A 13,185-nucleotide genomic window follows, 5' to 3' on the forward strand; every position below is an offset into this window, starting at 1 on the left:
TTTGAGGAAGATTGCGGCCCTGTTGCTGGCCTTGACGCTATTATTTGGTACCTCCGCCCCGGCGGGAGCGGTGTCCACCTCCGCCTCGTCGGCGGTGCTCATGGATGTGGGGTCCGGGCGTGTGCTCTTTGAGGAAGACATGCACACACCCCGCCCCATTGCCAGCATCACCAAACTGATGACCGCCCTGGTGGCAGTGGAGGAGACCTCCGACCTGTCCCAGGTCATCACCGTAGAACCGGAATGGCTGGAGGGGGTGGAGGGCTCTTCTCTCTATCTCAAGGCAGGGGACCAGCTGACTCTGGAGACCCTGCTCTACGGGCTTCTACTCCAGTCGGGCAACGATGCCGCCCAGGTCATCGCCTGCTGGATTGGGGAGGACCTGGAGGGCTTTGCCCAGCTTATGAATGAGAAGGCCCGGGAGCTTGGCATGACCAACACCCATTTTACCAACCCCAGCGGCCTCAACCAGGAGGAGCACTACTCTTCCGCCTATGACATGGCCCTTCTAGCCTGCGCCTGCCTGGAAAACCCCACGGTGGCCAACATCTGTGCCACCCAGAACATTTCCTTGGAAGGGCGCACCTTCGTCAACCACAATAAGCTTCTGTGGCTGGAGGAGGACTGCGTGGGCATGAAGACCGGGTACACCGAGGCCTCCGGCCGCACTCTGGTGTCGGCGGCCACCCGGGGGGCGCAGACCCTGGTGTGCGTCACCCTCAATGACCCGGATGACTGGGACGACCACCAGGCCCTGCTCCACTACGGCTTTGATACCTACCCGGTCACCCAGCTGTGCGGGGAGGGGACAACGGTGGGCCAGGCAGCGGTGGCGGGCAGTGTGCAGCCCACGGTGTCCCTGGTTGCCCAGGGGGACTGCTGGTACCCGCTGGCGGAGGGAGAACAGCTGGACATGCAGCTGGACGTATACTCGCCCTTGACCGCCCCCATCCCCGCCGGGACCCAGGTAGGTACCGCCCGCTGGATTTTGGACGGGGAAGTGGTGGCGGAGATGCCCGTGGAGACGGGGACCGGGGTGGAAGACGGCCGATGGAAACCCAACGCCCTGGTGCGCTGGTGGATGGGCCTGTGGGGAAAGAGCTGGGAGACCACCGTGCCCGGCATGGGACTGATTTAGACAAGGAGCGTGAGCGCGTGGAGGAACGGATACAGAAGATTCTCTCCGGGGCCGGGATCTGTTCCCGGCGCAAGGCGGAGGAGTATTTGAACGCAGGGCGGGTGCAGGTCAACGGACGGGTGGCCGCCCTGGGAGAGAAGGCGGACCCCCAGCGGGACCACATCCAGGTGGACGGGGTGGCATTGACCCAGCCCCGCCGCCATACATATCTCATGCTCCACAAGCCCAGGGGGTACGTCACAACCCTCTCGGACGAGAAGGAGCGCAAGACGGTGGCCCAGCTGGTGGCAGACTGCGGGGTGCGGGTATGGCCAGTGGGACGGCTGGACATGGACTCGGAGGGGCTGCTGCTGCTCACCGACGACGGAGACCTCACCCACAAGCTCACCCATCCCTCCCACGAGGTGCGCAAGGAGTACCACGTCCAGGTCACCGGAGACGTGGCGGCGGCCCTGCCTGTTCTCTCCAAGCCCATGGTGGTGGACGGGGAGAACATGGTGGCCGACGAGGTGGAGCCTCTGGGGCCCCAGAAGCTGAAAATCGTCATTCATCAGGGGAAAAACCGCCAAGTGCGGCGGATGTGCGCCGCCGCCGGGGTCACCGTCACCCGTCTGGTGCGGGTGCGGGAGGGCAATCTCCGGCTGGGAAACCTGAAACGGGGCACCTGGCGGACCCTGACCGCAGGGGAGATGCAGGAATTGTTTCATGAAATTTGCAAGTGACGGTAAACTTCTTGCAAAACCTCTTGCATTTTACCAAAAGAGCGAGTATGATAGGACAGAGAAACAATGATGGAAATCGGCGGCCCTTGGTGGTACGCCGATTTTCTTGGGCAAGGAGCCAGTGAGGGGGAACCGCTGTGAGTCGGGATATTTTGACGCTAATTCAGAGCAATATGGGCACATTTTCCAAGGGCCAAAAATTGATTGGCCGTTTTATTTTGGAGAATTACGACAAGGCGGCGTTTATGACGGCAGCCAAGCTGGGACAGACGGTGCGCATCAGCGAGTCCACGGTGGTGCGCTTTGCCGCCGAGCTGGGCTTTGACGGTTACCCTGCCATGCAGCGGGCCTTGCAGGAGATGATTCGCAGCAAGCTCACCACCGTGCAGCGCATTGAGGTGTCCAACGACCGACTGGGGGACCACGACCTGCTGGAGAAGGTGGTGCAGTCGGACATTGAGAAAATCCGTACATCCCTGGAGGAGCTGAGCCGGGAGGAGTTCTCGGCGATTGTGGAGGCCATTGTCAAGGCCAAACATATCTACATCCTGGGCGTACGCTCGGCGGCCGCCCTGTCCGATTTCCTGGCTTTCTATTTCAACCTGATTTTTGACAACGTGCGCCAGGTGCACACCACCCTGGCCAGCGAGATGTTTGAGCAGATGCTCCGGGTGGGAGAGGGAGATGTGGTCATCGGCATCAGCTTTCCCCGCTACTCCACCCGCACGGTGCGGGCCATGGAGTTTGCCCGGGACCAGGGGGCCACGGTGGTAGCCCTCACCGATAGCGCCATGTCGCCCCTCTATGATACGGCCAACCTCCGCCTGCTGGCCAAGAGCGACATGGCCTCCTTTGTGGACTCCCTGGTGGCTCCGCTGTCCATCCTCAACGCCCTGATTGCGGCGGTGGGACGGAAGAAGGAGGCGGAGGTCACCGCCACCTTTGAGCGGCTGGAGAACATCTGGGACGAGTATCAGGTGTATGAGAAGGTGGAGTATGACGGGAAGTAATCAAACACGCCCGAGAGAGGAATGGAACGACGGTGAGTAGAGAAAACGTAATCGTGGTGGGAGCGGGAGCTGCCGGAATGATGGCGGCCATTTCCGCCGCCAGAGGTGGGGCCCAGGTGGTGCTGGTGGAGCCCAATGAGAAGGTGGGGCGCAAGCTGTACATCACTGGAAAGGGGCGGTGCAACGTCACCAATCACTGTTCCACGGAAGAGATGATGGCCTCCATTCCCCGCAACGGCAAGTTCTTGTACAGTGCCCTGTCCCGGTTTGACGCCCAGGCCACCATGGACTTTTTTGAGGACCTGGGGGTCAAGCTAAAAGTGGAGCGGGGGAACCGGGTCTTTCCCGTCTCGGACAAGGCCGCCGACATCATCGACGCCCTGTTTTTCGAGCTGCGCCGCCTGGGTGTGGAGCTGCGCCGGGACCGGGTCACGGGCTTGAAGCTCCAAGACGGCCAGGTGGTGGGGGTGACCACCCAGCACAGCCCCCAGGGCCTGGAGGCGGGCTGCGTCATCCTGGCCACCGGAGGGGCCTCCTATCCTCGCACTGGCTCCACTGGGGACGGCTATCGGCTGGCCCAGCAGGCGGGGCATGAGATCGTCCCGGTGCGGGGCTCCCTGGTGCCCCTGGAGTCCTCCGACCCCTGCTGTAAGCAGATGCAGGGGCTGTCCCTGCGCAACGTGGAGGTGCGGGCGAAAAATAAAAAGGGAAAAGTGGTCTACCAGGAGATGGGGGAGATGCTCTTCACCCACTTTGGCCTGTCTGGGCCTCTGGTGCTCTCCGCCTCTGCCCATATGAACTTCCAGCGGGACCACTATACCCTGCACATTGACTTAAAGCCCGCTCTGGATGAGGGCAAGTTGGACGCCCGGCTGGTGCGGGACTTCACGGATCGGGCCAACCAGAACATGGGCAACGCCCTGGGCGGGCTGCTGCCCCAGTCCATGATTCCCGTGGTGGCCAGCCGAGCGGGCATTCCCTTGGATACCAAGGCCCATGATTTGCGGCGGGAACAGCGGCGCAGCCTGCTGGAGACGCTGAAGGACTTCTCGGTGGAGGTGTCCGGGCCCCGTCCGGTGGAAGAGGCCATTGTCACCGCCGGAGGCGTGAAGGTGGGGGAGGTAGACCCCAAGACCATGCAGTCCAAGAAGGTGCAGGGGCTCTTCTTTGCCGGGGAGCTGTTGGACGTGGATGCCTATACCGGCGGATTCAACCTGCAAATTGCCTGGGCCACCGGCTGGGTGGCGGGACAGGCAGTCACAGAATATTTAGAGAAAAAGGACGGCGCAGCGCAATGAAGTATTACAGCATAGCCATCGACGGCCCGTCCGGGGCGGGGAAATCCACCCTGGCCCGGGCTTTGGCCCAGGAGATGGGATATCTCTATGTGGACACCGGGGCCATTTATCGCACGGTGGGATTGGCGGTCCAGCGCCGAGGCGTGGACCCCAGCGACCCCCAGGCGGTGGAGCAGGTCCTGGGCCAGGTGGATATCACCATGGGCCATGGGGAGGATGGACAGCAGCGGATGTATCTGGACGGGGAGGACGTCTCCCAGGCCATCCGCCAGCATGTGATCTCCGGCTACGCCTCCAAGGTGGCAGCCCTGGCCCCTGTGCGGGCCTTCTTGCTCAACAAGCAGCGGCACCTGGCAGACAACCACAACGTCATCATGGACGGCCGGGACATCGGCACGGTGGTGCTGCCCCAGGCGGACGTGAAGATTTTCCTCACCGCTGACGCCAAGGACCGGGCCCAGCGCCGCTATCTGGAGCTTCTGGAGCGGGGCCAGCAGGCCGACCTGGAGCAGATTTTAGCCGACGTGGTGGAGCGGGACCGACAGGACATGGAGCGGGCCATTGCCCCCCTGAAACAGGCGGAGGACGCCACCGTGGTGGACACCACCGGCAAGGACCTGGAGGAGAGCCACAAGCTGCTGCTGGAGACCATTGTGGCCAAGCTGGGAAGGGAGGGCGTGCGCCCATGAATCGACTGTATGCTGTGCTGTACCCCCTGATTTGGATTTTCATGCGAATCTTCCACCCCTGGAAAGCCGAGGGCCGGGAGAACGTGCCAGAGGGGGCCGTGGTGATGTGCGGCAACCACACCACCTTGGGAGACCCCATTTATGTGGTGTGCGCCTTAGGCTGGAGGTGCCAAACCCGCATCATTGCAAAAGAAGAGCTGATGAAGATTCCCGTCCTGGGCTTTTTGCTGGGAAAGGCGGGCATCATCGGCATCAAGCGAGGCAAGGCGGATGTGGCCGCCATCAAGGAGGCCATGCGGGTGCTGCACAACGGGGAGAAGCTGCTGCTCTTCCCTGAGGGAACCCGTGTGAAAGAGGGGGAGAACGCCGCGGCCCACACCGGAGCCGCCATGTTTGCCACCCGTACCGGGACCATGCTTCTCCCGGTGTACATCTCCCCCAAGAAGAAGCTGTTCCGCAAGACCCGGGTGGTGTTTGGTAAGCCCTATGCCCCCGTCTACGAGGGGAGAAAAGCGGGACCGGAGGATTATCAGCGCATTGCTGACGACCTCATGGACCGGATTCATCATTTGGGAGGTGGCGTATGAAGGAAGTGCTCCTTGCCAAGTCCGCAGGCTTCTGCTACGGCGTGCGCCGAGCCGTGGAGCAAGCCCAACAGCTGGCCCAGACCCAGAAGATCTATCTGCTGGGAGAGATCACTCACAACGCCCATGTGATTGCCAAACTGGAAGAGCTGGGGGCAGTGACCGTCCACAGCTTGGAGGAGGTCCCCCAGGGGGCCACGGTGCTCATCCGGGCCCACGGAGAGCCGGACCGGGTGTACGCCCAGCTTCAGGAGAAGGGCTGCCAGGTGGTGGACGCAACCTGTCCCAACGTCACTCGCATCCACGACATTGTCCGCAATGCCGCCGCCCAGGGCCGGGTGCCTGTGATTGTGGGCGACCCGGACCACCCGGAGATCGTGGGCATTGCCGGATGTGCAGAGCATTCTGTGGTGGCAGCAAACTGGGAAGAGTTGGAAAAAATCTTCCAAAATCGCCCGGAATTGGTCCATCAACCCCTGACGTTTGTCTCCCAAACCACGGCCATTCGGGCGAATTGGGAAAATTCCGTTGAAAACGCAAAAAAAGTGTGTACAAATGCGGAATACTTTGATACAATATGTGGTGCTACGTCTAAGCGTCAAACTGAGGCGGCTCAATTGGCCGGCAGGTGTGACAGTATGATCGTCATCGGAGACCCCAAAAGCTCCAATACCCGGCGTCTGACCCAGATCTGCCAGGAGTCCTGTGCTCACGTGGTGCAGGTGGAGCAAGCAGACGCTCTGTCCCCGGAGGACTTTTGCTCTGTCCGGACGCTTGGCATCACTGCCGGTGCATCCACACCGGAGTGGATAATAAAGGAGGTCTACAACAAAATGAGCGACGAAATTATGGAGATTGAACAGTCCTTTGCTGAAATGCTGGAGGAATCGTTCAAAACTTTGAATACGGGGGATAAGGTCACTGGTACTGTCGTTGCCATCACACCCACCGAGGTGCAGGTGGAGCTGGGCATCAAGTATCCCGGTTACATCCCCGTGTCCGAGCTGAGCGATGATCCCGACGTGAAGGTGGAGGACATTGCCAAGGTTGGCGAGGAGATCGAGACCTACGTCATGCTGGTCAGCGACCGCGACTGCATGGTGAAGCTGTCCAAGAAGCGTCTGGATGCTGCCAAGAACTGGGAGACCATCGAGAACGCTGTGGAGAGCAAGGAAGTGCTGGAAGGCATCATCACCGAGGAGAACAAGGGCGGCCTGGTGGCCAACGTCAAGGGCATCCGCGTGTTCATCCCTGCCTCTCAGTCCGGCCAGCCCCGTGGTGCTGACCTGTCCGGCATGGTGAAGACCCGCGTGCAGCTGCGCATCACCGAGGTCAACCGTGCTCGCCGCCGCGTGGTGGGCTCCATCCGTGCCGTGGCCGCTGAGGCCCGTGCCGCTGCCGCTGCCGAGATCTGGAACAACATCGAGGTGGGCAAGCACTACACCGGCACCGTGAAGAGCCTGACTTCTTACGGCGCCTTCGTGGACATCGGCGGTGTGGACGGCATGGTCCACGTCTCCGAGCTGTCCTGGTCCCGCATCAAGAACCCCGCTGAGGTTGTCTCCGTGGGCGACGAGGTGGACGTGTACGTCATCGGCTTCGACCCCGAGAAGAAGAAGATCTCTCTGGGCATGAAGGACCGCAGCCAGGAGCCCTGGACTGTGTTCACCAGCAAGTACTCCGTGGGCGACGTGGCCAACGTGCGCATCGTCAAGCTGATGACCTTCGGCGCCTTCGCCGAGATCGTTCCCGGCGTGGACGGCCTGATCCACATCTCCCAGATCGCCGACCACCGTGTGGAGAAGCCCGGCGACGAGCTGACTGAGGGCCAGATGGTGGACGCCAAGATCATCGCCATCGACGAGGAGAACAAGAAGGTGTCCCTGTCCATCCGTGCTCTGCTGGAGGGCAACGACGTGGAGGAGACCGAGGAGACCGAGGAAGCCTAAGTTTCTCAAATCGCTGTACCAACTCCCCCGGCTGGATCGGCCGGGGGAGTTTTTTGTCCAAAGGAGGAATCGTATGAAACCGGATGTGGTGCTCACCCCCTGCAAGGACTATTCCCAGGGGGAGGTGGAGTCCGCCCTGGCACGGGTGCTGGAGCCCCTGGGGGGCCTTTCTTGGGTCAAGCCGGGGATGAGAATTGCCATCAAGGCCAACCTGGTGACCTTTCTCAAGCCGGAACGGGCGGCCACCACCCACCCGTCTCTGCTGTGCGCCCTGGTGCGCATGCTGACAGAGCGTGGAGCGGACGTGGTGGTGGGGGACAGCCCAGGCGGGCTGTACAACGCGGCCTATGTCAAGCGGGTGTATCAGGCCACCGGGATGGAGCAGGTGGAGCAGGCAGGAGGCCGCCTGAACTGGGATTTCAGCCACGCCCAGGGGGAGTACCCCCAGGGCAAGGTGTGCCGCCAGTTCACCTATACCGCCTACCTCTCAAAGGCGGATGCCATCATCAATTTCTGCAAGCTGAAGACCCACGGCATGATGGCTATGACCTGTGGAGCCAAGAACATGTTCGGTTCCATCCCAGGCGCCATGAAGCCGGAGTACCACTTTCGGTTCCCGGACCCCAGGGACTTTGCCCGGATGATCGTGGACCTGGATGAGTATTTCAAGCCACGTCTCACCATTGTGGACGGGGTGACGTGCATGGAGGGCAATGGACCTACCGGAGGTACCCCGCGCCATGTGGGCCTTCTGGCGGCCTCTGAGAGCCCTCACAAGGCGGACCTGGTGTGCGCCCAGCTGTTGGGCCTGCGTCGGGAGGAGGTGCCCACCCTGGAGGCGGCGCTGGAGCGAGGGCTCATTCCCCCCACGGCGGAAGAGCTGACCGTCCAGGGCAACGTAGAGGACTTTGTGGTCCCAGACTTCCAGCGCATTGAGACGGGCAACGGCCACCTCTTTGAGGGGGACGGGAAGCACCTGTCCAAGCGGCTGCGGGGCGCGGTGATGGCCAAGGTGTTCAGCCAGAAGCCCAAGGTGGTGAAACAGCACTGTGTGGGCTGTGGCGTGTGCGCCAACATCTGCCCGGCCAAGACCATCACCATTGAGAAGGGGAAGGCGGTGGTCCATCGGGACAAGTGCATCCGCTGCTTCTGCTGCCAGGAGTTCTGCCCCAAAAGCGCCATGGTGGTCCACCGCACCTGGGTGGCCAGACTGCTGGAACGATGAAAAAACGGCCTGACGGTATCCGTCAGGCCGTTTTCGTTAGGTCGGCTGTGCCAGGGTGAACAGGGAGTAGAAGTATCCCTTTCGGTCCATAAGAGCGGAGAAAGAGCCCTGCTCCTGAATACGCCCATCCCGCAGCACCAGAATTTCGTCGTACTGGGCCATGAGGGCGGCTTCCAGCCGGTGGGTGACCACGATGCGGGTGGTTCCGGTCAGATCCAGAATGGACTGGGTGACCGCGGCAGCGGTGGCGTTGTCCAAGGCGGCGGTGGCCTCGTCCAGCAGCAGCACCGGCGTCTTGCGCAGCAGGCACCGGGCGATGGAGATGCGCTGGCCCTCGCCGCCGGACAGGTTCACCCCATTTTCTCCGCACCGGTAGTCCTGGCCCCGCTCGTCCAGCAGTTGGGACAGCCCGGACCGCTCCACAGCCTTTGCCACCTCCTCCTCAGGGAAGGAGCGGAACATGGTGAGGTTGTTGCGGATGGTGTCGTCAAAGAGAAATACATCCTGCCCCATAAGGCTCATCAGGTCATAGAGACTGTGGGCGTCCACGTCCCGCAGCTCGGTGCCGTCGATGGCGATGGAGCCGGTATAGGCCCCGCTGGCCCCCATGAGCAGGTGGAGCAGGGTGGACTTGCCGGAGCCGGAGCCGCCCACAATGGCATAGGTCTTCCCGGCCTGGAACTGGGCGGTGAGGTCTTGCAGGATGGGCTTGTCCGGCTCGTAGCCGAAGGACACGTGGTCCAGGGTGATGGCCTGGCTCAGCGTGGCGGGGATGGATACGCCGCTCTCCTGCTGGTTCTGAGCGGTGAGCTCTGCCAGCTTGTCCATGAGGGCCAGGGCGGCTTTGCGGGCGGCCCAGTACTGGGGCACCGTCTGGATGGGATTGAGAAGCAGGCCGCACAGGTTGACCATGATGAGCACGGTGCCCGGGGTGATCTCCCCCCGGATGGCCAGATAGGCACCGGAGAGGAAGATGCCGAACTGAACCAGGAAGCCCAGACAGCTGCCTAGAATGGAGATAAAGCTGGCATACCAGCGGCGGCCCTCCTTGGTGTGCTCCAGGCTGGCATTGGTTTGGGTAAAGCGGGAGAGGACCTGTCCCTCTGCCTTGAAGCTTTTGATGACAGGAAAGCCGCTGAGCAGGTCTTTGAGCATGGCCACATAGCCCTCATTTTGCTCACTGACCTGCTTTTCCCGGGCGGCCAGCCTTCCACCGGTGGCCAAGGTGGCGGCGATGGGGACCAGGCTGAGCAGGATGGCGGCCAGGGCCAGCTTCCAGCTGTACCACAGCATCATGAGGAGAGAACCCAGGAACATAAGAACTTGGGACAGGAGCAGAAAAAACTGGTTGAGGTAATTTTCTTCGATGGAGTTGGTGTCGTTGGTGAGGGCGGAGAGGTACCGCCCGGTGTTTTCCTGGGCGAAGGCCCGGATGCTCTTCTGGGACAGCTGAGCAAAGGCTAGGTCCTTGTACTGGGCCAGGGCGCGGTGGATAAATCGTCCCTTAAAGCGATACATGATGAGTTCGCTGATCAGAATCACGGCGGTCAGGCCCAGACAGAACCAGAGGGTATTGAGAAGCTCTTGCAGATCTCCGGTGGTCATAATATCCAGGATGTGGCCCAGGAGATAGGAGACAATCAGATTCCAAAAAGAGCCCAGGCAGATGAGCGCTGTGGCGATGACAAAGCAAAGCCGATTACCCCGGAACATGGCACGGGTGTAGAGGGTGCGGTCAAGTTGTTGTTTCATGATTGGTTCTCCTTTTTCTCAGGGGGTGGTGCGAGAATGGGGCGTTTGCGGATGTCACAGGCAAACACATGGGCGTCTTCCGGTTGCGTCAGCCACCGTGCGAAGAATAGAAAGGGGACAAAGGCATAGTTGTCGTGGAGAGTATAGACCTGGGTGGGGCCATCCTCCAGCTCCAAATCCTTTTTCTTGAGTAACTCACACTCTGCCATTTGAGGAAGAGCGGACAGCACATCGTCCAATGGTAGGCCTGTGTGTTTCGCAATGGCAGAGGGGTGGTAAAAGCCCTCTTCTCGTCTGTAGAGGAAAAGAAGTATTTCCATGGCGCCAGGAAGTGCCAGAGCAGAGAAGAGCTTTCGGCATTCTTCCGGGGAGGGAAGGTTGTTCCGGTATCCGTCAGGCGGTTCTGGCATCAACAAATAGAGGGGAAAGTCTTTGGCCAGCACGCCCAAAAGCAAGCCCTCCTCCGATTTGACATAGGCTCGAAGCCATGTGCGAGAAGTGGCGTTGGGGAGGATGTTGTCAACATAGCAGGTAGAACCCAAAGTCATGGAGGGAAAAATGCCGGAGTTCATCAAGTTGCTGCCCAAACAGGTGGAGGTGGCAGCTAGCAATTCAAATAAGGCGGAAAAACGCTGCTCCAAGGGAATCGACAGCAGCCACTGCTGAAACTGGGTGGTCATATCTGCGGTGGACGGCTCTGCCCGGCCAAAGAGGGCGTCGATGGACACCCCCAGCCGGTCGGCCAGCACGGGAAGCAGCTCCACATCCGGGGCGCCGCCTTTTTCCCACTTGCTCACCGCCTGGGCGGAAACACCCACCAGCTGGCCCAGCTGTTCCTGGGTCAGCCCCCGCTCTTTGCGCAGGCGGGTGATGGTGTCACTCAAAGGTTGGTTCATTAAAATCCCTCCATTCGCTTGATGGTTGTATTATAGGGAAAATAGCGGTTGAGTGCAATGGAGGAAATCTTGAGTAAATTCAACCAATGGTTAAGGAAAAGGGGAAACCCTCTTGCAATGGGCCAGAAGGGAGGGTATGATGGGGAAGAGATAAAATCATGGGGGAGGTGAGAGAATTGGACGAACGGCGCATCTTGGCGTCGGTGGACCACACCCTGCTGCGCCCCACCGCCACCTGGGAGGAGATTCGCCAGATCTGCGACGACGGGGTGGCCTATGGCTGCGCCTCGGTGTGCATCCCGCCCAGCTATGTCAAACAGGCCAGCGAGTATTTGGCGGGAAAACTTCCGGTGTGTACCGTCATCGGGTTTCCCAATGGCTACTCCACCACAGCGGTGAAGGTGTTCGAGGCTCAGGACGCCATGGCTAACGGAGCCAGCGAGATCGACCTGGTGGTCAATCTGGGTTGGGTGAAGGATGGCCGCTGGTCGGACGTGCTGGCGGAGCTGCGGGCGGTGAAGGAGGCCTGTGGGGAGCATATCCTCAAGGTGATCGTGGAGACCTGCCAGCTGACCCAAGAGGAGAAAGTGAAGCTGTGTGAGCTGGTGACCGAGAGTGGGGCGGACTTTATCAAGACCTCCACCGGATTTTCTTCTGGGGGCGCCACGGCGGAAGACGTGGCCCTGTTGCGTGCCCATGTGGGAGCACAGGTGCAGGTGAAAGCCGCCGGAGGGATTACATCCCTGGAAGATGCCCAGACCTTCCTGGACCTGGGGGCTGCCCGGCTGGGTACCTCCCGCATTGTGGCCTTGGTGAAGGGCTAAATTGGGGTGTCGAATCACGTCGAAAAATCAGAATGAAATTTCTTTCGTTTTTCTGGGAGTTATAGTAAAATAGACCTGAGAAAAACGAGGGAAGGCGGGATGACATTGAATCAACAACGGGCGATTCGAGAGGTCCTGCGCTCCATGGGATTGATTGGCGAGTCTTTGTCCCTGCGACAGCTGGTGTGTGCGGTGGAGCTGGCCCACACGGAGCCGGAGTTGCTGCGCCGCATCACCAAGGGACTGTATCCGGCTGTGGCCGCCCACTTTGACCAGGCCACCCCGGCGACGGTGGAACGGAATCTGCGGCTGATTCGGGACCACCAGTGGAACAAGGGAGACCAGGAGCGACTGAGAGAGATGGCGGGATTCCCCATCCGTGTCAAGCCCACCACAGGCGAATTTGTGGATATTATTTGCTATTACATGGAGGCCAACGGGGCCTTTGATGACTGAGAACAAGACTGGAGTTGACAAATCTATGAAAGAGACTTACCGTGTGCCCCGGGGAGACGGGGCCCATTGGGATAACATTCCCCGTGCAGAGCTGAAGGAGACGGGCTGGCTGGAGCCTGCCGGAGTGAAGGCCTGGATGCAGCTGTGCCACGATGGGGAGAACCTGTATGTGCGCCTGGAGGCCCAGGAGAGCCCCATCCGTGCCACCCTCACCGGGACCTTGGACCAGGTGTGCAACGACAGCTGTCTGGAATTTTTCTTTGCCCCCCTGGAGGAGGACGCCCGGTACTTCAACTTTGAGTGGAATCCCCTCAAGTCCCTGAACCTGGGCTTTGGCGGTACTCGTCCCACCCGGGTGCGCCAGATCGTCAAGAAGATGGACGAGCTGTTCTGCCCCCAGAGCTGGCAGGAGGAGAACACCTGGGGCATCACCTTCCGCATCCCCGCGGAGTTTGTGGGCCGCTACTTCCCCGGCTTTACCTATTCCGGCACTTGCTGTGCCAACGTCTACAAGTGCGGCGATGAGACCGAGCATCCCCACTATCTGGCCTGGTCTCCGGTGACCAGTGACAAGCCGGATTTCCACCGCCGAGGCGATTTCGGCACCCTGGTGTTTGAATAAATAGAACAAGCAGGCCGCCT

General features: G+C 60.7%; 13 protein-coding genes. 11 read left to right on the forward strand and 2 right to left on the reverse strand.

Annotated features, from left to right (window positions below):
• The first annotated feature begins 1 nt into the window (after position 1).
• The 8 genes from B5F98_RS06075 to B5F98_RS06110 all read left to right on the forward strand — a co-directional run bounded on the left by B5F98_RS06075 (position 2) and on the right by B5F98_RS06110 (position 8,615).
• Complete coding sequence (locus B5F98_RS06075) at positions 2-1,138, forward strand: D-alanyl-D-alanine carboxypeptidase family protein (RefSeq protein WP_087370371.1); 1,137 nt, start codon at positions 2-4, stop codon at positions 1,136-1,138.
• Positions 1,139-1,155: 17 nt separating this feature from the next.
• Positions 1,156-1,860: a pseudouridine synthase gene (locus B5F98_RS06080; protein ID WP_087370374.1), complete on the forward strand. Its 705-nt coding sequence runs from the start codon at positions 1,156-1,158 to the stop codon at positions 1,858-1,860.
• Between the two features lie 137 nt (positions 1,861-1,997).
• A complete protein-coding gene (locus B5F98_RS06085) occupies positions 1,998-2,870 on the forward strand; it encodes a MurR/RpiR family transcriptional regulator (protein WP_087229468.1) in 873 nt (290 codons plus the stop codon).
• Positions 2,871-2,902: 32 nt separating this feature from the next.
• Entirely contained in the window at positions 2,903-4,168 is a 1,266-nt protein-coding gene (locus B5F98_RS06090) for an NAD(P)/FAD-dependent oxidoreductase (protein WP_275532886.1), read from the forward strand.
• Entirely contained in the window at positions 4,165-4,857 is a 693-nt protein-coding gene (gene cmk / locus B5F98_RS06095; RefSeq protein WP_087370378.1) for a (d)CMP kinase, read from the forward strand. Before B5F98_RS06090 ends, cmk begins: the two co-directional genes overlap by 4 nt.
• Positions 4,854-5,444: a lysophospholipid acyltransferase family protein gene (locus tag B5F98_RS06100; protein ID WP_087370381.1), complete on the forward strand. Its 591-nt coding sequence runs from the start codon at positions 4,854-4,856 to the stop codon at positions 5,442-5,444. Before cmk ends, B5F98_RS06100 begins: the two co-directional genes overlap by 4 nt.
• On the forward strand, positions 5,441-7,390 hold the full coding sequence (locus B5F98_RS06105) for a bifunctional 4-hydroxy-3-methylbut-2-enyl diphosphate reductase/30S ribosomal protein S1 (RefSeq protein WP_087370385.1): 1,950 nt from the start codon (positions 5,441-5,443) through the stop codon (positions 7,388-7,390). The genes B5F98_RS06100 and B5F98_RS06105 overlap by 4 nt, the downstream gene beginning before the upstream one ends.
• 73 nt (positions 7,391-7,463) lie before the next feature.
• Positions 7,464-8,615, forward strand: coding sequence for a DUF362 domain-containing protein (locus tag B5F98_RS06110; RefSeq protein WP_087370388.1), 1,152 nt, complete (start codon positions 7,464-7,466; stop codon positions 8,613-8,615).
• A gap of 36 nt (positions 8,616-8,651) precedes the next feature.
• On the opposite strand, the gene B5F98_RS06115 is transcribed toward B5F98_RS06110, so the two are convergent.
• Complete coding sequence (locus B5F98_RS06115; protein WP_087370391.1) at positions 8,652-10,367, reverse strand: ABC transporter ATP-binding protein; 1,716 nt, start codon at positions 10,365-10,367, stop codon at positions 8,652-8,654.
• Positions 10,364-11,263 (reverse strand): helix-turn-helix domain-containing protein, encoded by a 900-nt coding sequence (locus B5F98_RS06120; RefSeq protein WP_087370394.1) that lies wholly within the window; start codon positions 11,261-11,263, stop codon positions 10,364-10,366. Before B5F98_RS06120 ends, B5F98_RS06115 begins: the two co-directional genes overlap by 4 nt.
• Positions 11,264-11,439: 176 nt before the next feature.
• Here B5F98_RS06120 and deoC point away from each other — a divergent pair, with 176 nt between their 5' ends.
• The 3 genes from deoC (at position 11,440) to B5F98_RS06135 (ending at position 13,165) form a co-directional block, all read left to right on the forward strand.
• Positions 11,440-12,087: a deoxyribose-phosphate aldolase gene (deoC, locus tag B5F98_RS06125; RefSeq protein WP_087370553.1), complete on the forward strand. Its 648-nt coding sequence runs from the start codon at positions 11,440-11,442 to the stop codon at positions 12,085-12,087.
• A gap of 99 nt (positions 12,088-12,186) precedes the next feature.
• Complete coding sequence (locus B5F98_RS06130; RefSeq protein WP_087229490.1) at positions 12,187-12,543, forward strand: sporulation initiation factor Spo0A C-terminal domain-containing protein; 357 nt, start codon at positions 12,187-12,189, stop codon at positions 12,541-12,543.
• Between the two features lie 25 nt (positions 12,544-12,568).
• On the forward strand, positions 12,569-13,165 hold the full coding sequence (locus tag B5F98_RS06135; protein WP_158099801.1) for a carbohydrate-binding family 9-like protein: 597 nt from the start codon (positions 12,569-12,571) through the stop codon (positions 13,163-13,165).
• Positions 13,166-13,185: the final 20 nt, after the last annotated feature.

The organism is Pseudoflavonifractor sp. An44, from assembly GCF_002161675.1.
Classification (GTDB): domain Bacteria; phylum Bacillota; class Clostridia; order Oscillospirales; family Oscillospiraceae; genus Enterenecus; species Enterenecus faecium.

Coding starts and splice junctions, on each gene's coding strand:
- cmk (WP_087370378.1), top strand. CDS start 4,165: ATGAAGTATTACAGCATAGCCATCGACGGCCCGTCCGGGGCGGGGAAA.
- B5F98_RS06100 (WP_087370381.1), top strand. CDS start 4,854: ATGAATCGACTGTATGCTGTGCTGTACCCCCTGATTTGGATTTTCATG.
- B5F98_RS06105 (WP_087370385.1), top strand. CDS start 5,441: ATGAAGGAAGTGCTCCTTGCCAAGTCCGCAGGCTTCTGCTACGGCGTG.
- B5F98_RS06110 (WP_087370388.1), top strand. CDS start 7,464: ATGAAACCGGATGTGGTGCTCACCCCCTGCAAGGACTATTCCCAGGGG.
- B5F98_RS06115 (WP_087370391.1), bottom strand. CDS start 10,367: ATGAAACAACAACTTGACCGCACCCTCTACACCCGTGCCATGTTCCGG.
- B5F98_RS06120 (WP_087370394.1), bottom strand. CDS start 11,263: ATGAACCAACCTTTGAGTGACACCATCACCCGCCTGCGCAAAGAGCGG.
- B5F98_RS06130 (WP_087229490.1), top strand. CDS start 12,187: ATGACATTGAATCAACAACGGGCGATTCGAGAGGTCCTGCGCTCCATG.
- B5F98_RS06135 (WP_158099801.1), top strand. CDS start 12,569: ATGAAAGAGACTTACCGTGTGCCCCGGGGAGACGGGGCCCATTGGGAT.